The organism is Streptococcus mitis subsp. hohhotensis (assembly GCF_020089495.2).
GTDB lineage: Bacteria > Bacillota > Bacilli > Lactobacillales > Streptococcaceae > Streptococcus > Streptococcus hohhotensis.
The window spans coordinates 1-25056 of sequence record NZ_JAIRCA020000010.1 but is presented as its reverse complement, the minus strand read 5'-3'; the positions used below and the strand labels follow the sequence as shown (position 1 = coordinate 25056).

The window sequence follows — 25056 nt, the reverse complement described above, 5'->3', positions numbered from 1 at the left end:
ATAGTAATAGAAATAGAGGTGATAAGGATGCTAAAGCAGGAAAAACTAGATAATATTCTAGAAACGGTAAATACAAAGGGAACTATTACTGTAAAAGAAATCATGACTCGCTTGGATGTATCAGATATGACTGCTAGACGCTACTTGCAAGAGTTAGCTGATAAAGATTTACTTGTTCGGGTTCACGGTGGAGCTGAAAAAATTCGCACAGGTTCCATTTTAAATAATGAACGTTCCAATACTGAAAAACAAAGCTTACAGATTGCAGAAAAACAAGAAATCAGCCGTTTTGCAGGCCATTTAATTGATGAAGGAGAAACCATTTTTATTGGCCCAGGTACAACCTTGGAATCTTTTGCCCGTGAACTTCCAATTGATAATATTCGTGTTGTAACAAACAGTTTACCAGTCTTTCTCATCTTAAACGAACGAAAACTAACAGATTTGATTTTAATCGGTGGAAACTATCGCTCTATTACTGGAGCCTTTGTGGGAACACTAACCTTGCAAAACTTGGCTAATCTTCAATTTTCTAAAGCCTTCGTTAGCTGTAATGGTATTAAGGACAATGCGATTGCGACCTTTAGTGAAGAGGAAGGTGAATCCCAACGCATCGCCCTCAATAATTCCAATAAAAAATACTTACTAGCTGACAATAGTAAGTTCAATAAATTTGATTTCTATACCTTCTACAATATCTCTGATATTGATACCATCGTTTCAGATTCTAAACTGAGCAAAGAAACGTTTGAACAACTTTCAAAACAAACAAAAATTATTCTTTCTAAACCATAAAACTATCCCCACCGATTGGTGGGGATTTTTATCTACAGTTTAATCAATAATCTGACTTTCTGCTACTTTCTTGTACCAGTGAGCTGATTTCTTAGGATAACGTTCTTGAGTTTCAAAGTCTACATAGAAGAGACCGTAACGTTTCTCATAACCGTTTGACCATGAGAAGACATCCATTAATGACCAAATGAAGTAACCCTTTACATTCGCACCATCTGCAATAGCATCAGACAAGACTTCCAAGTGTTGTTTGACATAATCAATACGACCATCATCGTAAACAGTGTTATCGACGAACTCATCTTTATAACCAAGTCCATTTTCAGTGATGTAAATCTTCTTGTAGTTAGGATAATCTTTCTTCACGCGCATGATTTGGTCATACAAACCTTGAGGGTAGATAATCCAATCCCAATCCGTACGTGGTACATAGTCAGGAGCTACACGACGACCAACACCTTTGATTTGGTATTTAGAGCTTCCTTTCTCACCCTTACCATTATGGATAATTTCAGTTTCTCCATCAAAGGCTTCCATCCAGTCACTCATATAGTAATTGATTCCAAGGAAGTCGTTCAAGTCTTTCGCAGCTTCTAATGCTGTGAAATCTTCTTCACGAAGATCCAAGCTACCACCATTGACTGATAAGATATGGTTGACACCTTCCATTGTTTCATCTGAATAGCGACCTAGATAAGTTGCATCCAAGATAAATTTATTGTGAATAATATCTTCCAACTCAGTAGCGCGAACATCTGCTTGATTTTTAGGATCTAGAGGATATTTAGTAGGCAGGGCATGAACAACACCAATTTCACCTTTATATCCTTTATCTTTATATAGCTTGACTGCACGCGCATGAGAAACCATCATATTGTGGTGCGATTGAAAGACTTTGGCAAGGTCGTACTGGATACCTGGAGGGAATTTACCAACTAAATATTGACCATCACCGATTGGTCCAATTTCATTAAAGGTTGTCCAATAGTTTACTTCTGGAAATTCTTCAAAACAGAAGGCAGCGTAGTCTACAAAGTGTTCAATGTTTTCACGGTTTAAGAAATCGCCATTTGAGTGGAGAGCTTCTGGCGTGTCAAAGTGATGAAGAGTTACAAATGGCTCAACATGACGTTTGTGACACTCTGCAAATAGATTATGATAAAACTCGACACCTTTCTGATTTACTTGACCGTAACCGGTTGGGAAAATACGTGACCAAGCAATAGAAATTCGAATACCATTGACACCATACTCTTCTGCCAACTTGAGGTCAACTGGGTATCGATTGTAAAAATCACTGGCTGGTTCTGCAGTGTACCAGTAGTTATCTTCAAGATACTTATCCCACGCAACTGGCCCTTTTCCGTCAGTATGTGTAGCACCTTCTGCTTGATAGGCAGCTGTTGCGCCACCGAAAATAAAGTCTTTTGGAAGTGTTTTTGTCATTTTTTTCACCTATTTCTTGATTTAAATAAAGTAAAAGTGAGAGGAGAGGAGTCAGTGAGCCATCCTTCTCCATCTCACTTCTTGTACCAAGTCACCGAATTGTGACATGAGGAGGTAAAAACGATATCTTTTTACCGACGAATTAACAAGGCGATTAGGAAATTCGCCATAGCGATTTCCGTAACGATAGGAGACTATTTCAGAGCCCCTATCGTTAATCGAATTGAGCTTGCACGAATGCTAGAGCACCTTTTCCATCACGAGTTAATTTGATGTATTGAGCGCCTTCTGTTTTCGCAAGTTTAATACCAAGTTTATCTGTTTCTGCTTTCATGTCCTCAAAGTTTGAAGCAACTTGAGGGGCAAGGATAACAAGATCAAACTCTGGCAACATTTCACGGTGAGCACCATAGCCACCTGCTGCTGCTTTCACAGGAACATTATATTCTGCAGCAGCCTTGTTCAAAGCATTTGCAAGAAGTCCACTTGTCCCTCCACCTGCACAGAGAACGAGGACATTTGTTTCTTCAGTAATTGTATTTTGTGCTTCTTCTACACCAGCTTTTTCAAGAATAGCATCTGCTTTTGCAGTGTTGAAGTTAGCAGCAACTTTTTCTTTCAATTCATCATTAGATTTACCTGAACGCTCTTCTTCAAGAATTTGTTCATCATACACTTTAAGGAATGGATAGTAAATGACTACGTCAACCACGATTAGAAGGGCAGCAAGAATGAATGATAGAACTTGGAAGTTAGTTCCAAGAACTAGACCTAGTGGAGCTGGAGTTGTCCATGGTAGATTAGCAGTAAATGAGTTCATTCCAAGAGTTTCAATGAAGAATTTAAAGATCCAAACGTTTGCGATAGGAGCAAAAATAAATGGAATGAAGAAAATCGGGTTCAATACAAGCGGTGCACCAAACAAGATTGGTTCATTTACACCGAAGAAGGTAGGAACTACTGAAGCACGTCCGATTGCACGGTTACGTTTAGATTTTGTCAACCACATGAACATGAATGGAACAACCAGTGTCGCACCAGTACCTCCCATAGTAACGATAAACATTTGAGTTCCTGAAGTAAGGATTTTATCAGCATGCATCCCTTGTTGGAGAAGGTTCAAGTTGACTTCGGCATTAGCATAGGTAATTGCTGCGATAGCAGGTTCAACAATAGATGGACCGTGAATACCGACAAACCAGAAGAAGGCAAAGGCACCAAAGATAATGGTAATACCAAGGTAGCCGTCTGCTGCTGAGAAGAGTGGTGCGAAGAATTTACCGATTGATTCAGCTACGCTTGCACCAACAAAATGACGAGCTAGTAAATCAAGAGCATAAAGTGAAACAACTGAGAGAGTGAATGGAATCACATCTTTAAAGACTTGTGAGATATTTGGTGGAACTTCGTCAGGCATACGAATAGTGACGTTGTTCTTAACACAAACCTTATAGATGGCTACAGTAACAAAGGCAGCAAGGAAGGCTGAAAGCAAACCTTTTGTCCCCAAGAATCCAGTAGCTAGACCATTTTCGATAGGGTCAGCTGCCAACATCAACAAACCAACAATTGCTGCCAACAATGTTGACATATAGTTGATTTGATTTGTTTTCTCCATGCTACGGTTTACTGAGTCGGTCAATGACTTAGCTGTTGTACCAGCTACCAACAAAGCCAAGATACCCATTGAATAGCTGTAAGGTTTCATGAGGAGATTAACAACATCATCAGACCATTTAAAGCCCCATGAATTTGGTACAAAAGCAATCAAGATAAAGATACTTGAGAAGAGAATAACAGGCATACCTGCAATAAAACCATCACGAATAGCACGAAGATAGATATTACGAGATAGTTTCTCAAAGAAAGGCTTTCCTTTCTCGATAAATGCAATTAGTTTGTTCATTATTTAACTCCTCTCTTGTAGAGTTCGATTAAGTGGTGCATCAAATCTTTTAACAAGATGGTTGTCATCAAGTGGTCTTGGCCATGCATCATGGTCACACTATAAGCTAAGTCTTCACCAGAAGCTTCCTTAGTCAATAGACTTGTTTGGGCGTGGTGAGCCTCTGCAATACAGCTACCAGCTTCCTCTACCAGAGCGTCCGCTTTTTCAAAATCACCAGCTTCAGCAGCTTTCAAGGCTTCCAATAGTTTTGAACGAGCATCGCCAGCATAGGCTACGATTTCAAAACCTAACAATGTTACTTCTTCTCTATTCATGATAGAAATCTCCTTATATATTTTTAATTAAATTATTATGACAATAAACGTTGGATATGTAGAACTAGATAAACTCGTTCACTTTTATACAAATCAAGACCCGTATGTTGCGTAATCACATCATAGATCTTGGAACCAATCTCGAACGCTTTTGGATAGGATTGTTTAATATGATCTTCCATATCCAGAAGTGATTGGTTATCATCTCTAGATCTGTCTAAATAATCCAAGAAATAATTCAAATGGATCATAAAACGATCATAGAAATGGTTATTCTCTTTGGTTCGTTGAATTGCATATTCCGTTAAAACTTCTTCAACATTCCTGAGAATTTCTTTCCTTTTATCAATCGATTCAACCATTTGGACTTCATTCTCACCCTCAGCATTGATGAAATGATAAGCAATCCGAATAATTTCATCCTCAGGAAAATGATCTGCTAGCTTCTGACGGTAAATTTCAAATGCTTCATTTGCTATTTGAAAAGCTACAGGATACTTAGCGGAAATATCTGGCAGATTACTATCCTTGTACCTTCCTTGTGCTAGAGCTTGGTAAGAACAGTAAATATGATCTGTCAAGGTTACATAGAGATACTCTTGAATCGGATAGTGATATTTCTTTGATAGCTTATCAATGATTTCATAAGTCACTGTGATAAAATCAAGCGGAACATCTTTGAGAAGAGCCATAAAGTTTTCTCTGGACTCTTCGGTCTTCATCCGAAAGATTTTCTCAACCTGATTTTCAGCAATCAAATCTCCCTTCTTCTTTCCAAATGCAATCCCCTTACCAATTACAATCACTTCTTCTCCTTTATCATTTCTGACAAGTGAAACATTGTGATTCATTGGATTTAGAATTCGATACATGTCAACCTCCTTTTATATCTTAAAGGTATATGAGTACAAAAAATGACCACAAATGAACTAGAAAATCAGCCGATTTCTAATTCACCTGTGATCATGCCTAATATTACTTAGTAACACTCACCTTGTATTAACTTGTGATTTAAGTATAGCACAAGTAAGTTATTTTGTAAACCTTTACATACAACTTTTTTTAAAAATTTTTAGATTCATGTTCCTAAACTAGGAGGACTTTCTTACACGCGTTCTTTCCATGAAGTTGCTGTTGTTTGAAGAACTTTATTGAGTTCATCAATGTTTTCAAATCCAGTTGTGCGAAGCCATTCGCGTGCTGCTTCTTCACCATCTTTGATGTATGCTTCAACCGATCCAGCCCATGTTGCACGGCCACAAAGAACTCCATTGAAGTTCGCACCTGATTCATGAGCAAATACAAGAGTATCTTGGAAGAGTTTAGCTGATACACCAGCACTCAAATAGATGTATGGCAAGTTAGTTGCTTCATCTTGTGCTTTGAAGAAGGCTGCTGCTTCTTCACGTGTATATACTACTTCACCTTCAGCGAAACCTTCAACATATTTAATGTTAACAGGAACTTCAACTTTCAAGACATCAATGTTAAAGCGTGGGTCTGAGAAGACTTTCATAGCACCGATAACTTTGTGTGGTTTTACTTTAGCGTATTCTACAGAACCTGCGTCAGCAATTTTTTCATCGTAAGCAAGGATTTCAAGGAAAAATGGGATATCTTCAGCCACACACTCAGAACCGATGCGTTCGATGTAAGCTTGTTTTTCTTGGTTGAGTTCGTCTGAGCTATCTACATCATAGTAAAGCAAGAATTTAACTGCATCTGCACCTTCTTCTTTAATACGTTTTGCAGACCAAACATCCAAGCAGTCTGGCAAGCGTTTTGTACTTGTTGTGTCGTAACCTGTTTTTTCATAAGCAAGGAGAAGACCAGCTTTTTCATCAAGAGCTTTAGTTGCTGGAAGTCCATACTCAGGGTCAAGAAGCATTGATGAAGCGTATTTAGTCAATTCATCTGCTACCAAAACTTTAAGTTCTTCCATTTGAGCTACAGTTGGTTCTTCTGTTTGGTGTTGAGCCATGAGGCGCTTCAAAGCACCGCGTTGGTCAAATGCAAGAGCTGAGATGATACCATTTTCATCAGAAAGTTTTTCTAAGCGTGCACGTTTTTGTTCTGTTAAAGACATTTTATACCTCTTTTACTATTAATTGATCATATAGAGCTTGATAGTTGGCCATGTTGACATGACCAGTCATTTTTTCTTGAGCATTGAGCATACCAAGGACATTTGCCTTGATGAGCAGTTCTGCATCTGATTCTTTATGAAGAAGTCCTGAAGAAATTCCTGCTACAGTAGAGTCTCCAGATCCGACAGGGTTGACTACCTGAATTCTAGGAATATCGACCTTGTAGAAAGTATCACCATGTTTAGCAAAGGCACCATTGGCACCAAGTGAAACGATAATCCATTCAATACCTGCAAACAAAGGTTCTTGAAGTACTTCTTTTAATTCATCCAAATCCTCAGAAACTTCTCTTCCTAGAAGCTGAGACAATTCCTCATTATTTGGTTTGATGACTGTTGGTTTATATGGTGATTCAAGAACCGCCTGAAGAGCTGCACCAGAGCAGTCCAAAACAACAGGCTTGCCAGCTTGATTAGCAAGTTCTACCAAGCTCGCATAGTAATCAACTGGAAGACCAGCTGGCAGACTACCTGAGATAGCTACTACTTCAACTGACTCTAGGAGATTTTTGAAATGTTCCAAAAAGTCTTGACCTTCCTGTTCCAATACTTCAGGACCTTTTTCAAGAACCTCTGTTTGGTTGTCTCCGTGAAGAATAGCGATACAGTTACGAGTTTCTCCCTGAATAGAAAAGAAATCTTTCTTAACATTATCATCAATATTTTCAACTAAAAACTCACCAAGTTTGCCACCAACTAAACCAGTAGCAAGAACTGAATCGCCAAATTCTGAAAGTACTCGGGTAACATTGAGTCCTTTACCACCAGCAGTTTTGGTTACATCAACCACACGATTGACAGTATCAATCTTCAACTCATCCAAGGGATAGGAAATATCAATGGATGGGTTCATTGTGACTGTTAAAATCATAGGTCACCTCTTAGTCGTGGTATTCTCCGCGATCCCATTTTTCAAGGAATTCAGTGAAGAAGTTTGCGTCTGTTTGTTGAGCATTGTGACTTTCAAGGTGTTCAATTTTCGCAATCAATTTCTTGTTTTCTTCAGATGGTTTGTATTCAGCATGGATGAAAGCTTCGATGATATCACACATAAGCAATTCACCAGTAATCTTACCACCAAAACCGATAACGTTAGCGTTCAATTGTTCTTTAGCATAAAGAGCTGTTGTCATATCACGAACCAAGGCAGAACGGACACCTGGGACTTTATTTACAGCGTTGTTGATACCAACACCAGTACCACAGATACATACCCCAAGATCAGCTTGACCGCTAGTTACAGCTTCCCCTACTTTTTTACCAAAGATTGGGTAGTGAGTACGTGTATGGTCATATGTACCGAAGTCAATGACTTCATATCCTTTTGATTTCAAAAATTCTGAAACCGCCATTTTTTCATCTGTTACGATGTGGTCACATCCAATTGCAATTCTCATTTTTAACTTACCTTTCTTACTGTAATCTAATTAGCACATTTTGTTCAACATATCAACACGAATTTGGTGACGTCCACCATCGTATTTACCGTTAACAAATCCTTTAGCGATATTTTTAGCCAATTCATCACCAACAAGTTGTGCACCCATAGTGATCATACGTGAGTTGTTGTGGCCACGAGTCATATAAGCTGAACGTTCGTCAGATACTTCTGCAGCAACCATTCCTTTGATTTTAGTTGCAACCATGAATGGACCAGCACCATAAGCATCAATGACAATACCAAGGTTTTGTTCTTCTTTGTTTACTTCTGCAGCAACAGCAAGAGTCACATCAACAAAGTCTTGACCTTCAGCTGTAACATCCACAACGTGGAAGTTTTCTTTTTCCAAGAAGTCTTTCACAACTTCTTTCAATCTCAAACCTGCAGCATCTGCACCGATAACAATAGACATATTGTATACTCCTTTTTATTTTCTAGGCTAGTAAAGACTTTTATAGTTAGCAGTTCATCTACAAAAAGCTTTCTAGCAGTTTATTAACAAATTGGATTGAATGAGATGACTTACACCTTATTCAAGTTTAGGAAATCAATTTCCTATAAATAATCTCTCTTTCAAAGAGAATATAACAAGCGATTATTTGTTTGTTACAAACATCATTTGTTGCTTACAAACATAATATACTCCTATTTATCGAAAAAGTCAACAGTTAATGTTTGTTTTTGTGGTTTTTTATCTAAAAGATTTCAATATCAAAACCAATTTGATCTACTTGACCAGGTTCTAGGAGACGAACTTTCTTCTTATCTTCTAGATAATCTCCTTCTTCAAGGGATGTTGACAAGCCAGACCATGGTTCAAAAGCAATGAAAGGTCCCTTATTCAAAGTTGACCAGATAATGAGATTTGAGAACTCTGCAAAGTGCACTTTCAACCCTTTATCATGTTTACGAGAACGAAGGGCAATTGTTCTAGATTGTAATTCATCTAAAGTAACTGCATCTGTGCTAAACAAATCATAGCTGAGGTCTACTTCTTTTTGACCTTCTAGCCATGGACTTCTATCTTGGAAATCAAGCATCCCCGTTTCTGGGAAAGGACGTGGAACAGAGCAAGTTTCTGCTTTCTCAAACTCTAAATAGTAATCTTCATAGTCTTCATCATCAAGTAGAGGACAATTAAAGCCTGGATGCCCACCGATAAAATAAGGCATGACCTTGCTAGTTTCTTTGTTGAAAATCTTGTATTGAGTTCGTACTGTCTTGCCAGTAAGGATATAAGTGATTTCTAGTCGGAAATGATAAGGATAGTTTTTATAGCTATTCTCATCGTCTTCAATTACAAAAGTTACACTCTTGTCTGTCTGTTCAACTAATTCAAATTCTTTCTTACGAACCAAACCATGACGAGGAATGCTCCCTTTACTTTCTTGTCCCTTCTCATCTATATAGAGGGCTGTATCATCCCTCAATGAACCACAAATGGGGAATAGAACAGGAGCTTGTCCACTCCAATAAGTGGCATCCCCTTGCCACAAATACTCAAGACCTTCAGCATCTTTTATAGAAGAAAGAGCCCCGCCAAAACTGTTAAATTGAACACTTAATTGTTCTGATTCTAATTCAATTACCATTATTTTCTCCGATTTCTTGATAGTTTATAAAAAACTAGGCTGTCACTCCTAATGGTATGACAACCTAGTTTCAACAATTTACACTCTGCGAAAATCCAATTCAAACTTCGTCAGCGTCGCCTTGCCGTACTTTAGTACAGCCTGCGGCTAGCTTCCTAGTTTGCTCTTTGATTTTCATTGAGCTTACATTTTATAGGAGCGCATTATTTTGCTTTTGCTGCGTACTCTTCGTTACGTTTGATCATTTGTTTTCTGTACCAAGCAAAGATACCGATATAGAATACAAGGAAGACTACAGCACCAAGGATTGCTTTGATATCACCTGTTGTAGTGTTACCAATTGACCAACCAAGAAGTTTTTCGATTGGTCCTTCAAGAGTTGAGTGAGTGATCAATTGAGTTTGGCTCACACCTTCTGGGAAGGCACCTACACCTTTAGCAAGTTCTGTTGCAAATGGTGCGATAAGCGTACCTGAAAGAAGGAAGAGTGGCAACAAGAGTGTTCCGAAGATAATCATACGGAGCAATTTACCACGTGTTACAACCAAGAGAGCTGGAGTAACACCCATAGCGATAATACCTGCAAGTGGCAAGATACCATTTCCGACGTTTGAAAGAAGCACTGCTTCAACCAACATGATTGGTGCAAGTACGTTGGCACAAGCCCAGATTTCAGCACGACCAGCGATGAATGGCCAGTCAAGACCGATGTTGAATTTACGTCCTTGAAGACGTTTAGTAGCAACGTTTGTAATACCTTGTGAAAGTGGTTCTACGGCGGCGATGAACCAAGAACCGATTAGTGAGAAGAGTTCCAAAGATACACCGGCTGTCAAACCAAGAGACAACCAACCTTTGATAACAAGTTCCCATTTATCAGCGCCTTCAACACCTGCAACTGGATGTGGAGTACCCATCAAACCGATAACGATACCAAGGATGAAACCGATGAAGAATTTAGAACCCCAGAAACCGATTTTCTTGTTCAATTTAGCGGCATCAAAGTCATATTTATCAAGACCTGGGAAGAATTTTTCAAAAATCTTATCCAAAACCATGATAACTGGGTTCATCATGTAGTTCATGTGAGTTGAAGTCATTGGTGATGAACTTGGTGCGTTAAGAAGGTCATCGAATGTAGGTTTCATCAAGTCAGAGTTGATAATTTTAAGAACCCCAACAAGTACAACTGCTGCAGTAGCGATGAAGAGTGAAACTCCTTGGCTCACACCATTGTTGTCTGCATACCATTTAATCAAAAGACCTGTGATAGACAAGTGCCAGATATCAAAGATATCAACGTCAAGTGTATCAGTTTTCTTCATAGCAAGCATCACTACGTTGACAATCAACATGATGAGCAAGAAGTAAAGTGTCCAAGCAGATCCCCAAGTGATTGTAGCAAGCGGTGCCCAACCAACGTCGGTGATGTTCAATTGAATACCAGTATTTTCAACGAATTTTGCAAGTGATGCTGAGAAAGCACCATTTAGCATACCGATGATAGCACCGATACCAGTAAGAGCGATGGCAAGTTTGATACCACCTTCAAGCGCTTTGGAGAATTTCACTCCAAAAAGTAGAGCCAATACTGTCAAAATGATCAGCATGATGATCGGTCCACCCATATCCAAGATAGGTTTGAACAGCTTATTGGCTAGTTCGATAATGACATCCATAATAGTTCCTCCCTTTTTATGTTATATGAATGTTAACAAATTAGAATTAGCTTAACCCGTGTTCTTTAATGGCTGCTTCAATATTGTCAAATACTGGAGCACTCATAGCTGGGATACGGAATAAGATTGGTCCAGCTTCGATAACTGGAATACCTGGGTCAAAACCAAGGTCTGTCGCAGCAATTGGTGTGAAGATGTCATAACCTTTGATAAGGTCTTCATTAACGTCTTTGACCATTACTGCATCACAGTGAACATCAAAACCGCGGTTTGAAAGTTCTTCTTCAAGAGCACTTTTAATTTGGTGGCTTGAGTTAACACCTGCACCGCAGGCAGCAAGAATTTTAATCATATGGATTTCCTCCGATTTAATATTTTTAATTGACAAGATTAAGCGGTTGCTTCAGCTATATAAGCATAGAGAGCTTCTGGTTCTGAAATTCTTGATAGGTCTTCAAGATGACCATTTCCAGTAAAGAAGTCCATCAACTGAGCAAGAATGTTGGTTTGACTTGAACTTGAGTTATTAATGATAAAGAAGAGCAAGGATACTTCTACTTCCTTATCTGGTGCAATCATATTGTGGAAAGTCACTGGTTTTTCTAATCGAACCACTACAACTTTTTCAGCTAGATTATGAACAATATCTGTATGAGGAATAGCAACATTCGGCAAATCCTTACCCAAAAATTCCATATCTAAGCCAGTTGGAAATGACTTTTCACGCGTGATCAAGGCTTCGCGATAGGTTGGAGTCACGATTTCTCGTTCTTCCAATAAGGTAGCTACCTGATCAAATAGTTGTTCTTGATTATCCGCTTCTAAGCAAAACACAAGGTTTTTGTCAAAGAAATGATCTAATCCCATAAGGTTTTCCCTTCTTTCCATTAACTTTATGCTATAAGTATAACACTATATGAAATCGTTGTCAATATTTTTCTGTTCTTTTTTGTCTCTTTTTTTATATTTTTGTTGTTTTTATAGTTTATTATATAAAAACAAACAATTAAACAAACATCCCAAACACTTATTGCGTTCCAGAACCTAAAAAAGCAGACCATTTAAGCCTGCTTTACTATTAATTCTTATATAAATTTCCTGTAAACAAGGAAAAATAATTCTGACAACTTATTCTTCATCCATACTCAAGACGCTGAGGAAGGCTTCTTGTGGTACTTCTACTGATCCGATAGCTTTCATACGTTTCTTACCAGCTTTTTGTTTTTCAAGGAGTTTGCGTTTACGAGAAACGTCACCACCGTAACACTTGGCAAGTACATTCTTACGAAGGGCCTTGATATCAGTACGAGCCACAATCTTGTGTCCAATTGCTGCTTGAATTGGCACCTCAAATTGTTGACGAGGGATGATTTTCTTGAGCTTATCAACGATGAGTTTCCCACGTTCGTAGGCAAAGTCCTTGTGAACGATAAAGCTGAGGGCATCAACCTTGTCTCCATTGAGAAGGATATCCATTTTCACCAGCTTAGATGGGCGGTACTCTGACAATTCATAGTCAAAGCTTGCATAACCACGTGTTGAAGATTTAAGTTTATCAAAGAAGTCAAAGACGATTTCAGCAAGAGGAATTTGATAGATAACATTAACACGATTGTCATCAATATAATCCATAGTCACAAAGTCCCCACGCTTGCGCTGAGCCAATTCCATTACTGCTCCGACAAACTCCTGCGGTACCATGATTTGAGCTTTAACATAAGGCTCTTCAATGGTTGCAATCTTGGTTGGGTCTGGGAACTCAGATGGGTTAGAGACATCCATAGACTCACCGTCGGTCAAGTTAACCTTATAGATAACGGATGGAGCTGTCATGATGAGGTCAATGTTGAACTCGCGCTCCAAACGTTCTTGAATTACATCCATATGGAGAAGCCCAAGGAAACCACAACGGAAACCAAATCCAAGTGCCTGAGATGTTTCTGGTTCAAACTGCAAGCTGGCATCATTCAGTTGCAATTTTTCAAGTGCTTCACGAAGGTCATTATACTTGTTTGACTCGATAGGATATAGACCCGCAAAGACCATAGGATTCATCTGCTTGTAACCATGTAATGGTTCTGCCGCAGGGTTGGTTGCCAAGGTAACGGTATCACCCACACGCGTATCCTGAACTGTCTTAATAGACGCTGCAATATAACCAACATCACCAGTCGCAAGGAAATCACGACCAACTGCTTTTGGTGTGAAAATACCAACTTCCGTAACATCAAAAGTCTTGCCATTGCTCATAAGCTGAATCTTATCACCAGGTTTAACCAGTCCATCCATAACACGCACTTGGAGGATAACCCCACGGTAAGCATCATAAACAGAGTCAAAAATCAAGGCTTTGAGTGGCGCCGTCACATCACCTGTTGGCGCTGGCACTTTTTCTACGATTTGCTCAAGAATTTCTTCGATACCGATACCAGCTTTTGCTGATGCTAAGACTGCTTCGCTGGCATCCAAACCAATCACATCTTCAATCTCTGTACGCACGCGCTCGGGATCTGCAGCTGGCAGATCAATCTTGTTAATGACTGGCATGATTTCCAAATCATTATCCAAGGCCAGATAAACATTGGCAAGGGTTTGAGCCTCAATCCCTTGGGCAGCATCGACTACCAAAATCGCACCTTCACAGGCAGCGAGTGAACGTGAAACTTCATAGGTAAAGTCCACGTGCCCTGGTGTGTCAATCAAGTGGAAAATATAAGTTTCCCCATCTTTTGCAGTGTAATTCAGCTCGATAGCGTTGAGTTTAATGGTAATCCCACGTTCCCGCTCTAGATCCATGCTATCCAAAAGCTGAGCTTGCATTTCACGACTGGAAACGGTCTCTGTCTTTTCCAAAATGCGGTCTGCTAAAGTCGACTTTCCGTGGTCAATATGGGCGATAATAGAGAAGTTACGGATCTTCTCCTGTCGTTTTTTCAATTCTTCTAAGTTCATGATTCTCTTCCTTTCAGGGTATCTATTTATTATAAATTGTTTTTGACATTTTGACAAGACCATACCCTGCTAGGAGTACTAATCTTCAGCGACAAAGCCGTCATTTTCGATAAAGTGGTGTTCTGTCATTCCTTGGTCTGTAAAGACAATTCCATGAAGGACACCACCATAAACAGCTCCTCCATCCATTCCAATCTTGCCATCTTTTGTAGTCCAAAGCTCAGCAGTACCACGCTCTTGCTTTAACAAACCATAAACCGGTGTATGACCAAAGACAATAGTTTTTCCAGTATGATTTTCAGCTTCGTGGAATGGTTTTCTAAGCCATACTTTCTTGTAATCTGTGGTTTCATGCCAGTCGTCTAAGGTCAAATCAATACCTGCGTGAACAAAAATATACTTGTCTGTCTCTACCACAAATGGCATTTGACGAATAAATTCAACCAAATCTGCTGCTTCGGTGGCAACACGATTAGCATCCTCAACTCCATCAACCGGTGCATCCAAGGGACGACCTAGGATAGAGTTAATGGTTGTATCTCCACCATTGCGACGATAATGGTCATAACTTTCTTCTGGGTCATCTAGCCAAGTCAAAAACATATACTCGTGGTTTCCTGATAGACAGATGGCCCCTTGATTGTCCACTAAGTTCTTGACCATTTCAAGAACACGGCGACTATCCTCACCACGGTCAATCAAATCCCCTAGAAAGAGCAACTGGGTCTGACCATCCCAAGTTTTGAGAAGGTCTTCTAGCATCCCTGCTTTTCCATGAACATCTCCAATTACATAATAGTCTGTCATCTTATTTCTCCCTATTTCTCAACAATTCTCTGGCTTGCGTCAGGGCAGCTTCTGTCACATCATCACCTGCCAACATCTTGGCAACTTCCTCCACTCGCTCTTCAACCGTCAAAAGACGAACAGTCGAAACTGTTGAATGGTCATTGCTAATCTTCTCAATAAAGAATTGATAATCCGCAATCGCAATCACTTGTGGCAAATGAGAAATAGCCAGAACCTGACCATGTTGGCCAATCTTGTGAATCTTCTGCGCAATAGCCTGAGCTACACGACCTGAAACTCCTGTATCCACTTCATCAAAGACAATACTTGTCTTGCCCTCTTTACGAGAAAAGGCAGACTTAATGGCTAGCATGAGACGAGATAATTCCCCACCAGACGCAACCTTAACCAAGGGTTTAAAGTCTTCGCCAGGGTTGGTTGAAATGTAAAACTCGACCATTTCATTTCCCTCACGACTGAATTTGCCCTTGCTAAAACGAACCTGAAACTGGGCTTTTTCCATATAGAGGTCTTGCAGTTCTTGTTTAATCTCTGCTTCTAGCTGCTGGGCCAAATCATGACGAGCAGATGCAAGCTGACCTGCCAAATCAACAAGATTGACTTCCAATTTCTTGAGCTCTGCTTCCATGTCCTCAGACGAAAGGTTATTACCTGTCAAGAGATTGTACTCTTCTGTAATCTTAGCAAAGTAAAGCAAGACATCGTCTACAGCCCCACCATACTTACGGGTAATAGTATGAAGGAGGTCCAAACGATTCTCAACCTGCATGAGACGATTGCCGTCAAAATCAAGGTCCTCAATAATAGCTTCCAAACGTTTGCTAATGTCTTCTAAGACATAGTAGGTCTCAGACAGTGAGCTTGAAATTTCACGGTATTCAGGGTCATACTCTTCGATACTTTCCATGTCATTCATGGCTGAACGAACATTGGCCAGACTTGAAAAATCTTCATTGTCCAACATGCTGTAGGCATTGGTCAGTGTATCCGCAATATTTTTATGGTTGAGCAGTTTATCACGCTCTTGATTAAGAGCCAAATCTTCTCCAGCCTGCAAGTTTGCTGCCTCAATCTCTGCCATTTGAAATTCCAACATTTCAATACGAGCCTTGTGTTCCTGTTGGTTTTTCTTGACTTCCAGAACCTGCTTGCGCATTTTTCGATAGGCATCAAAACTCGTCTGGTAGGTTTCTTTCAAGTCCCAAAAAGCTGCATCGCCAAATTCATCCAACATCTGGATGTGCAGTTGAGGACGCATTAATTCTTCTTGGTCATGCTGACCATGAATATCTACAAGATGTTGCCCAATAGCACGCAAAACCGACAGATTAACCATCTGACCATTCACACGGCTGATACTACGACCATTTTGCAGAATTTCCCGACGGATGATAATCTCATCACCCAATTCTAAACCTTGCTCATCAAAAATTTCCTGTAAAAGGCGACTATTTTCAACTGAGAAAAGCCCTTCAATCTCTGCCTTTGGTGCACCATGACGAATAACATCTGTCGTCGCACGAGCTCCCAACATCATATTCATGGCATCAATGATAATCGACTTCCCTGCGCCTGTTTCACCAGTCAGGACAGTCATTCCCTTTTCAAAATTGAGGGAAATAGCCTCAATAATGGCAAAGTTTTTTATCGAAATTTCAAGTAACATATAGACCTACCAATTTTTTACTTGTTCAAAGATTTCCTCAGCTAGACTTTCACTTCTGGCAATGACTAAAATCGAGCTATCATCAGCCAAACAGCTGAAAATCTTGTCCGCAAAAGTCTCGATTAACTGAGCTTTTACAAAAGCAGTATTTCCTGGGATAACCTGGAGATTGATCATCTTTTCCATCAATTCAGCAGATTCGATATTGTCTTCAGCCAATTGCAAACTTTTTACGATTGATTTAGGCAATTCATAGACATAAGTATTGTCTCTCAAAGGAATTTTGACAATACCTAGTTCTTTGATATCTCGTGATACCGTTGCCTGAGTGGCAGTGATGCCTGCCTCTTTCAAATGTTCTACGATTTCTTCTTGCGTGCCGATTTGATAATCTGTCACAAATCGTCTAATTTTTTCAAGTCTCTCTTTTTTATTCATTTTTAAATTGACTATGCGCCCTCTCTACTACTTCTTCAATCTCAGCAAGAACCTGATTACTTGCTGACTCTTCTTTTTTCAAATACGCTAAAAACTCAATATTTCCATGACCTCCTTGGATAGGAGAAAAGTCCAAACCAAGGACTGAAAAACCCTCCTCTACTGCCATAGCTGTGACAGATTCAAGGACATTCTGGTGCACCTTAGCATCTCGAATAATTCCATTTTTTCCAATCTGCTCACGTCCTGCCTCAAACTGAGGCTTAATTAGAGACACAACCTGACCTTGATCAGCTAACACACGGTGCAAGGCTGGCAGAATCAGACTGAGGGAAATGAAACTCACATCAATGCTGGCAAAGCTCGGTTCCTGCTCGAAATCAGTCTTTTCAGCATAGCGGAAATTAAACTGCTCCATGCTGACAACACGTGGGTCTTGGCGTAATTTCCAAGCCAATTGATTGGTACCAACATCAACTGCAAAGACTAACTCAGCACCATTCTGTAGCATAACATCGGTAAAACCTCCAGTAGAAGCACCGATATCAATTGTTGTTGCTCCTTCAACTAACAAATCAAAGACCTGCAAGGCTTTTTCCAATTTCAAGCCACCACGGCTGACATACTTGAGTTTTTCACCCTTGAGTTTTAGCTCGGTATCATCTGGGATTTTCTCTCCTGGTTTGTCAAACCGTTCTCCATTCAGGACTGCTACAACTAGACCAGCCATCACACCGCGCTTAGCCTGTTCTCGCGTTTCAAACAAACCCTGTTTATAAGCTAGTACATCCACTCTTTCCTTAGCCATTGATTCTCAAACTTTCTACTACTCTTACAATCGATTCTATCTCAAAGGGAACTTGCTGGGCAATTTCTTCTAATTTGGCATTAGCTTGATCCAGAGTTTGGTTACAAAAGGCAATGGCCTCTTCCAAGCCCAATAAGGCTGGATAGGTTGATTTTTCAGCCTGCAAATCCTTTTGTGGAGTCTTGCCGATTTCCTCAAAACTAGCTGTCACATCAAGCACATCGTCTCGAACTTGAAAAGCAAGTCCTATTAATTCGCCAACAGTTTTGAGTTTTGCCTGTATTTCAGGTGACAATTCAGCAATGATAGCAGCTGCTTGGAAGGGATAAGCTAGTAATTTTCCAGTCTTATTGGCATGAATGGTCTGAAGTTCTTCCAAAGATAAATGCTGGTGTTCACCCTCCATGTCCAAAACCTGCCCTGCCACCATTCCCAGACTTCCTGAAGCAAGAGATAAATTGGCAATCAAGTCCACCTTGATCTGACTTGGCAAATCTGCCTGCGCAATCAAGGCATAAGGATCTAGGAACAAGGCATCTCCTGCCAAAATTGCCATTGCTTCTCCAAATTTCTTGTGATTGGTCAATCGTCCTCGACGGTAATCATCATTATCCATGGCAGGAAGGTCATCGTGAATCAAGCTCCCTGTATGAATCATTTCCAAGGCCGCAGCAACCTGTGCGTGAGCAGGTTTAATAGCGATCTGCAAGGCTTCCAGAACTTCTAACAAGAGAAAAGGTCGAATACGCTTGCCACCAGCATGAATGGAATAGAGAACAGACTCTCGCAAACTAGAGGCAAACTGCTGGTCTCCATAAAAATCTTCCAAAGCCGACTCGACAAGAGCTAATTTTTCTTGCTTCTTCATTCAAAATCACTTTCTGTTCCGTTTTCTTGCATGACCTTGACCAAGGTCTTTTCAGCCTTGTCCAGCGTCGCTTGGAGCTCTTTTGACAAGACCATGCCCTTTTGAAAGGCAGCAATCGCATCTTCCAGAGCAATTTCACCATTTTCCAAACTTTGAACAATGGTCTCCAGTTCTGCTAGATTTTCCTCAAATTTCTTTTGTTTTGACATCTTTAACCTCTAATTCTACTCGACCATCTCGCATCAAAAGCGTTACTTGATCTTTTTTCTTCAAACTCTCAACCGAATCTACAACGGACTCTTCTTTTTTGACAATAGCATAACCACGCGCCACGATTCGACTGGTATCCAACATCAACAAGGCTTCTGAAAGTCGCTTGACTTCAGCAACCTTGGCATCATAAACCAAAGCCATTTGGCTACGGAGGAGCTTATCCAACTGGCCTAGACGATCTTGATAGCGTTGGATTTTGGTAACAGGTGATAATTGTATCAGTCGATGCATCCTTGCTTGGACGACTTGTTTGTTATCAGAAATCCGTGTACGTAAACTTTGTTTTAAGCGCAGTTGCAGTTGATCCAAGCGTTGCATATAGCCATCATACAAACGCTCTGGCTGTCTAAAGATAACAGACTGACTGCATTTTTTCAAAGCTTCTTGTTTCTTCGATAGGACATTTCGGACTGCTGTTGCCATCCGCTTTTCCTGATTTTGCAAATGAGCTAATACATCCAACTTGGTCACAGGTGTTGCCAGTTCAGCTGCTGCTGTCGGCGTCGCAGCCCGTCTATCTGCCACAAAATCCGCCAAGGTCACATCCGTCTCATGCCCTACACTAGAAATGATTGGTAAACGAGATTCAAAAATAGCTCTTACCACAATTTCTTCGTTAAAGGCCCAAAGATCCTCGATAGAACCTCCACCACGACCAATAATCAGCAAATCCAAATCGTCCCGTTGATTAGCACGCGCAATATTTCGAGCAATTTCCTCTGCTGCTCCATCTCCTTGCACCTTGGTCGGATAGAGAAGAATGTCCACACCTGGAAAGCGCCTGCTGACGGTCGTGATAATATCTCGAATCACAGCTCCACTGCGACTGGTTACTACACCAATTCTCTTAGAAAATTGGGGCAGAGGTTGCTTGAAGCGTTCTTGAAACAGGCCTTCTTCTGTCAATTTTTTCTTGAGTTGTTCAAACTGAATCGCAAGCGCCCCAACCCCATCAGGCTCTGCCTTTTCAATGATGATGGAGTAGCTACCACTTGGTTCATAGACCTGCACACGCCCAATCACATTGATTTTCATTCCTTCTTCTAGATCAAAACCTAATTTCTGATAAACCCCAGACCAAATAGTCGCTTGAATAACTGCATGGTCATCTTTTAGGGAGAAATATTGGTGAGTAGGTCGTTTACGAAAGTTGGAAACTTGACCAGTTAAATAGACCCGTTCCAAGTAAGGGTCTTTATCGAATTTCATTTTCAGATACTTGGTCAAAGTTGTTACCGATAAATACTTTTCCATCTCCACCTACTATTCATTTTCTTGCTCTTTCATGGGTATTATTATACCAAAAATATGCCTAAAAATCTCCATTTATGTACCATGATGAGAGAAAAATAGAAAAAGGAGGCAAGGCCTCCACATCTGATTATTTGCTATTTCGAGCTTCTTCCAAAATCTTTTCTATCTTGGTCGTCAACAGGTCGATAGCAACTGTATTGCTGACTCCCTCAGGAATGACGATATCAGCATAACGCTTGGTTGGCTCGATAAACTGGTGGTACATCGGTTTAACCACACCTAAATACTGGTCAATAACGCTATCCAAGCTACGACCACGTTCTTCCATATCACGCTTGATACGACGAATAATGCGCACATCGTCATCCGTATCCACAAAAATCTTGATATCCATCAAATCGCGCAGACGCTTGTCCTCCAAGACCAAAATCCCCTCAACAATAAAGACATCTTGAGGCTCTTGACGATAGGTCTTGCTACTCCGTGTATGCTCTGTATAGTCATAGGTCGGGATGTCCACCGGACGCCCTGCCAACAATTCCTTAATCTGCTCAATCATTAAGTCTGTATCAAAGGCAAAAGGATGGTCGTAGTTGGTTTTGACACGCTCTTCAAAGGTCAAGTGAGACTGATCCTTGTAATATGAATCATGCTCAATCATGGAAATCTTTTCATCAGGAAAATGCGATAAAATGGCTCTTGAAACACTGGTCTTACCTCCACCAGAACCACCTGTCACTCCGATAATGATTGGTCTATTTTGCATGCTATCCTCCGTTTTTTTATCCGTGGTCTATTCTATCACATTTTTTACAAAATTTATAGTCTGATTTGGATAGTCAAGGGGAAGAATTCCATCCCCACACTCCAGTTAGATTAGATAAAAACCTTTCTTGGCTTGTAGAGATTGCCCCGTTTTTCTAGAATGGCTAGCAATTTATCATCTTCAAAGGCAGCTAATTCTTGGTCTGTCTGGTCTAGCTCGATAAAACGACCAAAGCGTACTTCTGTAGCCTGTTCTAGGGATAGGAAAACTTTGACAAGGTCGCCTGTCCCAATCTCTAGAGGATGGAGAAAGTCCAATTGGCCAGCCTCCACTTTTTCAGCAATTTCTTCCAAGGTAAGAGCGTCTTCTAGTTGTAAACCTGCAGCACTAGTACGAGTTAACTGAGACATATGGGCCGCGTAACCCAATTTTTCTCCCAAGTCAACAGACAAGGTACGGATGTAAGTTCCCTTACTGCATTTCACACGAAAAGTAAAACGTGCAAGTTCGCCATCATAAGAAATCGAACTTGTCCGTTCAAATTGATAAATGGTCACCTGACGTTCTGGACGCTCCACTTCCTGACCAGCACGCGCATACTCATAAAGCTTACGACCATTGACCTTGACAGCCGAATACATAGGTGGAATCTGAGTAATAGGCCCAGTCAAATTAGCGATTGCTTCATCGACAAGCTTTTCATCCAAGGGCGACAGAACGGGTGTCTCAGCGACCACTTCTCCACTGGCATCCTCAGTCGTCGTGGAAAAGCCCAGAGTGATTTCCCCCTCATAGACCTTGCCCTCGTCCTGCATAAACTCGACCATGCGTGTCGCCTTGCCAACTGCAATGGGCAAAACACCCACTACATCCGGATCCAAGGTCCCACCATGACCAATCTTCTTGGTTCCCAAAATCTTACGCAGTTTAAAAACCGCATCATGCGAGGTCATCCCCGCTTCTTTTTTTAAGTTAATAATACCGTTCATTTTTGCTTTCTCACTCCCCCTTCAATGCTTCAAACTTCGCTTTCATGGTTGGATTTTTTCGAGTTAGTTTTTTTACTGAAACGTCTTCCAGTTTATTATTAGCTAAACGAAGTTGATTTTCAGAAGTTGTCAAGAATTTCTTAACTTCTTCCATCCGCTTGATGGCCTTGTCGATTTCATCGATTGCTTTACCAAAGTTAGTCGAAGCTGAATTATAGTTCTTGGCAAAGGCTAGTTTAAAGGCATCCAAGTCTTCCTCAAAGTGAGTGATATCAATGTTTTGTTCACGGACAAGTGCCAACTCCTGCTTGTATTTCAAAGAATTAAGCGCAGCATTTCTCAAAAGCCCAATCAATTGGATAAAGAATTGAGGACGAACCACATACATCTTTTCGTACTCGTGGCTGACGTCTACAATCCCTGTGTTAAAGTAGTCATTATCGGCCTCAAGCATGGTCACCAGAACGGCATATTCGCAGTTCTTTTCACGACGATCCTTGTCTAATTCCTTATAAAAATCTGCATTCTTGTGCTTCTTCTCTGTTCCATCTGCTTCATTTTTCATCTCAAACATGATGGAAATGATTTCGACCCCATTTTCATCACACTCACGGAAGATAAAGTCCCCTTTAGACCCACGCGCAGAAACCTTGTTATCCTTTTCAAAGTAAGCATTTGGAAAAGCGAAACTACGGACCTTGTTAAACTCACTTTCCGCATAGTGTTCCAAACTTTCCCCGATGGCTTTTGTGGATTGTTGAGCTTTGAAATTCTTATAAAATTCGACTTGTTCACTAGCTGCCTTGAGCTGGGCTTCGTAGTTTTGCTTAACTGAAGCAAGAGAAAGCTCGTTTTCTTTTTCTTGTAAAAGAAGCTGGTTTTTAACCTGATCCCGTTCTTTTTCTAGGTCAGAAAGGGTCTTTTGCAGTTGATTTTCATGCTCCAAACGCAAGGTTGCCAATTGGTTTTCCAAAGCCTGTACTTCCTTATCCTTAGCCAAGAGAGCCTGATGACTTGTCTGTTCAACCTCTTTCTTGGCCAATTCTTTTTCTGTATCAAAGTTTTGAATTTGACTCTGTAATTGCGTAATTTCTTGGTCTTTTTGAGCTAGTTTAGACTGTTGTTCATTCATGGCCTTTTGCTCAGCCAAGGCCAGTTCCTGCTTCATCCGGTCGTGCAATTCCTTATCAAACTCTGCCGTTCTCACTTGAGACAAAAGTTCGGCATACTGACTTTCATTTACTGTAAAGACTTCCCCACAGTTGGGACATTTGATTTCGTTCATATCGTTCCTCTTTCTAGACTTCTTTAACCATTATATCATGCCTAAAGGAAAATCAAAAACAGCGAGTCGAAACCCACTGTTTATCTTCTTTTTCTTTAAATTTTTTCCAAGGCTAAGCGCAAGTCTTCAATCAAATCCTCTACATTTTCAAGACCGATTGACAAACGAATTTGGTTTGGTGTGACACCTGCTGCTTCAAGGTCTTTTTCTGACAATTGACCGTGAGTGGTTGTAGCTGGATGAACAACAAGCGATTTAGCATCTGCCACGTTTGCTAGGTCAGAAAAGATTTCTAAATGATCAATTACCTTGCGTGCTTCTGCCTCTCCACCTTTGACATGGAAGGTAAAGATTGAACCCACACCTTTTGGTAAATATTTCTCAGCCAAGGCATGATAAGGACTATCTGCAAGTTTTGGATAGTTGACTTTTTCTACCTTAGGATGGTTGACAAGGAAATCAACAATTTTCTCTGCATTTTGCACATGGCGTTCCACACGAAGTGAAAGGGTTTCAAGTCCTTGGAGTAACAAGAAGGCATTAAATGGCGACAAGGCTGCACCTGTATCACGAAGCAATTGAACACGGACTGCTATAATAAAGGCTGCTGCACCCACATCACGGGTATAGCTCAAATTGTGGTAGCTTGGGTCTTCCTCAACAAATTGAGGGAATTTCCCTGAAGCCTCCCAGTCAAAACGACCACTGTCAACAATCACTCCTCCAATAGTCGTACCATGCCCACCGATAAACTTAGTCGCAGAGTGAATGGCAATATCTACACCGTGAGAAAAAACGTTAATCAAATAAGGTGTTGCAAAGGTATTATCCGAAACTAGTGGAATCTGGTGTTTATGAGCAATCTCAGCCAATTTTTCCAAATCTGGAATATTAATCAAGGGATTTCCCAAGGTTTCAATCAAGACAAGCTTGGTATTGTCATTGATAGCTGCTTCCACTTCCTCCAAATTATCCACATCGACAAAGGTTGTTGTGATCCCATAACGAGGAAGGGTTTCTTTCAAGAGATTGAAGGTTCCACCGTAAATAGTTGATGCTGCCACTACATGGTCACCTGCATGGGCAAGCGCCAAAATCGTATAAGTCACTGCAGCCATACCTGATGCTGTTGCAAGAGCTCCAACACCACCTTCAAGAGCAGCAATTCTTTCTTCAAAGGCAGCCGTTGTAGGATTTGTAATACGAGTATAAATGTTCCCTGGTTTTCTCAAAGCAAACAAATCGGCACCTTCCTGCGTGTCATCAAAAACAAAGGATGTTGTTTGATAAATCGGCACTGCACGAGACTTAGTTGCTGGATCCACAACTTGACCAGCGTGTAGTTGCAAAGTTTCAAATTTAAAATCACGAGCCATAAAACGACCTCCATATAGTTTCATTAAAGATATTGTAGCACCTTAAGGTATAGTTTACAAATATCAGTTTTTCTATATTTTGATATAATAAATAACTATTGCCTTATTTTAAAAATAAAAAAAGCACGAATCAATCGCAATGTCATTAAGTTAGTGATCTAACTACTTGAATAGGAGGTGTGATTGAGATCATCAAAGTGATTCTCTATCCTATCTTCTATTTTTTTGCATAACAAATAAAGGTTTTTT

25 protein-coding genes are annotated in these 25056 nt (G+C 40.3%); 1 reads left to right on the top strand and 24 read right to left on the bottom strand.

What is annotated here, in order from left to right:
* Positions 1-27: 27 nt before the first annotated feature.
* Positions 28-795 carry a DeoR/GlpR family DNA-binding transcription regulator gene (locus tag K4Z77_RS05480; protein ID WP_033680188.1) on the top strand — a complete coding sequence of 256 codons (768 nt, stop codon included), beginning with the start codon at positions 28-30 and terminating at the stop codon, positions 793-795.
* 39 nt (positions 796-834) lie between these two features.
* Here K4Z77_RS05480 and lacG read toward each other — a convergent pair whose 3' ends face one another.
* From lacG to K4Z77_RS05360, 24 genes are all read right to left on the bottom strand, one after another.
* Complete coding sequence (gene lacG / locus K4Z77_RS05475; protein WP_224218708.1) at positions 835-2241, bottom strand: 6-phospho-beta-galactosidase; 1407 nt, start codon at positions 2239-2241, stop codon at positions 835-837.
* Between the two features lie 214 nt (positions 2242-2455).
* Entirely contained in the window at positions 2456-4147 is a 1692-nt protein-coding gene (locus tag K4Z77_RS05470) for a lactose-specific PTS transporter subunit EIIC (protein WP_224218707.1), read from the bottom strand.
* The gene (locus K4Z77_RS05465) at positions 4147-4464 is read right to left on the bottom strand and encodes a PTS lactose/cellobiose transporter subunit IIA (RefSeq protein ID WP_001078331.1); all 318 of its coding nucleotides are present in this window, start codon (positions 4462-4464) and stop codon (positions 4147-4149) included. The genes K4Z77_RS05470 and K4Z77_RS05465 overlap by 1 nt, the downstream gene beginning before the upstream one ends.
* A 35-nt stretch (positions 4465-4499) precedes the next feature.
* Complete coding sequence (locus K4Z77_RS05460) at positions 4500-5336, bottom strand: PRD domain-containing protein (protein ID WP_224218706.1); 837 nt, start codon at positions 5334-5336, stop codon at positions 4500-4502.
* 233 nt (positions 5337-5569) lie between these two features.
* Positions 5570-6550: a tagatose-bisphosphate aldolase gene (gene lacD, locus K4Z77_RS05455; RefSeq protein WP_224218705.1), complete on the bottom strand. Its 981-nt coding sequence runs from the start codon at positions 6548-6550 to the stop codon at positions 5570-5572.
* A gap of 1 nt (position 6551) precedes the next feature.
* Positions 6552-7481, bottom strand: a complete 930-nt coding sequence (locus K4Z77_RS05450) for a tagatose-6-phosphate kinase (RefSeq protein WP_224218704.1) — start codon at positions 7479-7481, stop codon at positions 6552-6554.
* 10 nt (positions 7482-7491) lie between these two features.
* Complete coding sequence (gene lacB / locus K4Z77_RS05445) at positions 7492-8007, bottom strand: galactose-6-phosphate isomerase subunit LacB (protein WP_001216910.1); 516 nt, start codon at positions 8005-8007, stop codon at positions 7492-7494.
* A 30-nt stretch (positions 8008-8037) separates the two neighbouring features.
* Positions 8038-8463 (bottom strand): galactose-6-phosphate isomerase subunit LacA, encoded by a 426-nt coding sequence (gene lacA, locus K4Z77_RS05440; protein ID WP_000029277.1) that lies wholly within the window; start codon positions 8461-8463, stop codon positions 8038-8040.
* A 283-nt stretch (positions 8464-8746) separates the two neighbouring features.
* On the bottom strand, positions 8747-9643 hold the full coding sequence (locus K4Z77_RS05435) for an aldose 1-epimerase family protein (protein WP_224218703.1): 897 nt from the start codon (positions 9641-9643) through the stop codon (positions 8747-8749).
* Between the two features lie 203 nt (positions 9644-9846).
* On the bottom strand, positions 9847-11322 hold the full coding sequence (locus tag K4Z77_RS05430) for a PTS galactitol transporter subunit IIC (protein WP_224218702.1): 1476 nt from the start codon (positions 11320-11322) through the stop codon (positions 9847-9849).
* 46 nt (positions 11323-11368) lie between these two features.
* Entirely contained in the window at positions 11369-11674 is a 306-nt protein-coding gene (locus K4Z77_RS05425) for a PTS sugar transporter subunit IIB (RefSeq protein WP_000590547.1), read from the bottom strand.
* Between the two features lie 38 nt (positions 11675-11712).
* Positions 11713-12189, bottom strand: a complete 477-nt coding sequence (locus tag K4Z77_RS05420) for a PTS sugar transporter subunit IIA (RefSeq protein WP_224218701.1) — start codon at positions 12187-12189, stop codon at positions 11713-11715.
* A gap of 261 nt (positions 12190-12450) precedes the next feature.
* Positions 12451-14274 carry a translation elongation factor 4 gene (gene lepA / locus K4Z77_RS05415; RefSeq protein WP_224218700.1) on the bottom strand — a complete coding sequence of 608 codons (1824 nt, stop codon included), beginning with the start codon at positions 14272-14274 and terminating at the stop codon, positions 12451-12453.
* 78 nt (positions 14275-14352) lie between these two features.
* Positions 14353-15081, bottom strand: coding sequence for a metallophosphoesterase family protein (locus K4Z77_RS05410; protein WP_224218699.1), 729 nt, complete (start codon positions 15079-15081; stop codon positions 14353-14355).
* A gap of 1 nt (position 15082) precedes the next feature.
* Complete coding sequence (gene recN, locus K4Z77_RS05405) at positions 15083-16750, bottom strand: DNA repair protein RecN (RefSeq protein WP_224218698.1); 1668 nt, start codon at positions 16748-16750, stop codon at positions 15083-15085.
* Between the two features lie 6 nt (positions 16751-16756).
* The gene (locus K4Z77_RS05400; protein ID WP_001034402.1) at positions 16757-17188 is read right to left on the bottom strand and encodes an arginine repressor; all 432 of its coding nucleotides are present in this window, start codon (positions 17186-17188) and stop codon (positions 16757-16759) included.
* The gene (locus K4Z77_RS05395) at positions 17181-17996 is read right to left on the bottom strand and encodes a TlyA family RNA methyltransferase (RefSeq protein ID WP_224218697.1); all 816 of its coding nucleotides are present in this window, start codon (positions 17994-17996) and stop codon (positions 17181-17183) included. The genes K4Z77_RS05400 and K4Z77_RS05395 overlap by 8 nt, the downstream gene beginning before the upstream one ends.
* Positions 17989-18864 (bottom strand): polyprenyl synthetase family protein, encoded by an 876-nt coding sequence (locus tag K4Z77_RS05390; protein WP_224218696.1) that lies wholly within the window; start codon positions 18862-18864, stop codon positions 17989-17991. Before K4Z77_RS05390 ends, K4Z77_RS05395 begins: the two co-directional genes overlap by 8 nt.
* Positions 18861-19073, bottom strand: a complete 213-nt coding sequence (locus K4Z77_RS05385; RefSeq protein ID WP_224218695.1) for an exodeoxyribonuclease VII small subunit — start codon at positions 19071-19073, stop codon at positions 18861-18863. Before K4Z77_RS05385 ends, K4Z77_RS05390 begins: the two co-directional genes overlap by 4 nt.
* Complete coding sequence (gene xseA / locus K4Z77_RS05380) at positions 19051-20391, bottom strand: exodeoxyribonuclease VII large subunit (RefSeq protein WP_224218694.1); 1341 nt, start codon at positions 20389-20391, stop codon at positions 19051-19053. The genes K4Z77_RS05385 and xseA overlap by 23 nt, the downstream gene beginning before the upstream one ends.
* A gap of 127 nt (positions 20392-20518) precedes the next feature.
* On the bottom strand, positions 20519-21157 hold the full coding sequence (udk, locus tag K4Z77_RS05375; RefSeq protein ID WP_001181377.1) for a uridine kinase: 639 nt from the start codon (positions 21155-21157) through the stop codon (positions 20519-20521).
* Positions 21158-21267: 110 nt separating this feature from the next.
* A complete protein-coding gene (truB, locus tag K4Z77_RS05370) occupies positions 21268-22146 on the bottom strand; it encodes a tRNA pseudouridine(55) synthase TruB (RefSeq protein WP_224218693.1) in 879 nt (292 codons plus the stop codon).
* A 10-nt stretch (positions 22147-22156) separates the two neighbouring features.
* Entirely contained in the window at positions 22157-23431 is a 1275-nt protein-coding gene (locus K4Z77_RS05365) for a DUF2130 domain-containing protein (protein WP_224218692.1), read from the bottom strand.
* Between the two features lie 95 nt (positions 23432-23526).
* Positions 23527-24807, bottom strand: a complete 1281-nt coding sequence (locus tag K4Z77_RS05360; protein WP_224218691.1) for an O-acetylhomoserine aminocarboxypropyltransferase/cysteine synthase family protein — start codon at positions 24805-24807, stop codon at positions 23527-23529.
* Positions 24808-25056: the final 249 nt, after the last annotated feature.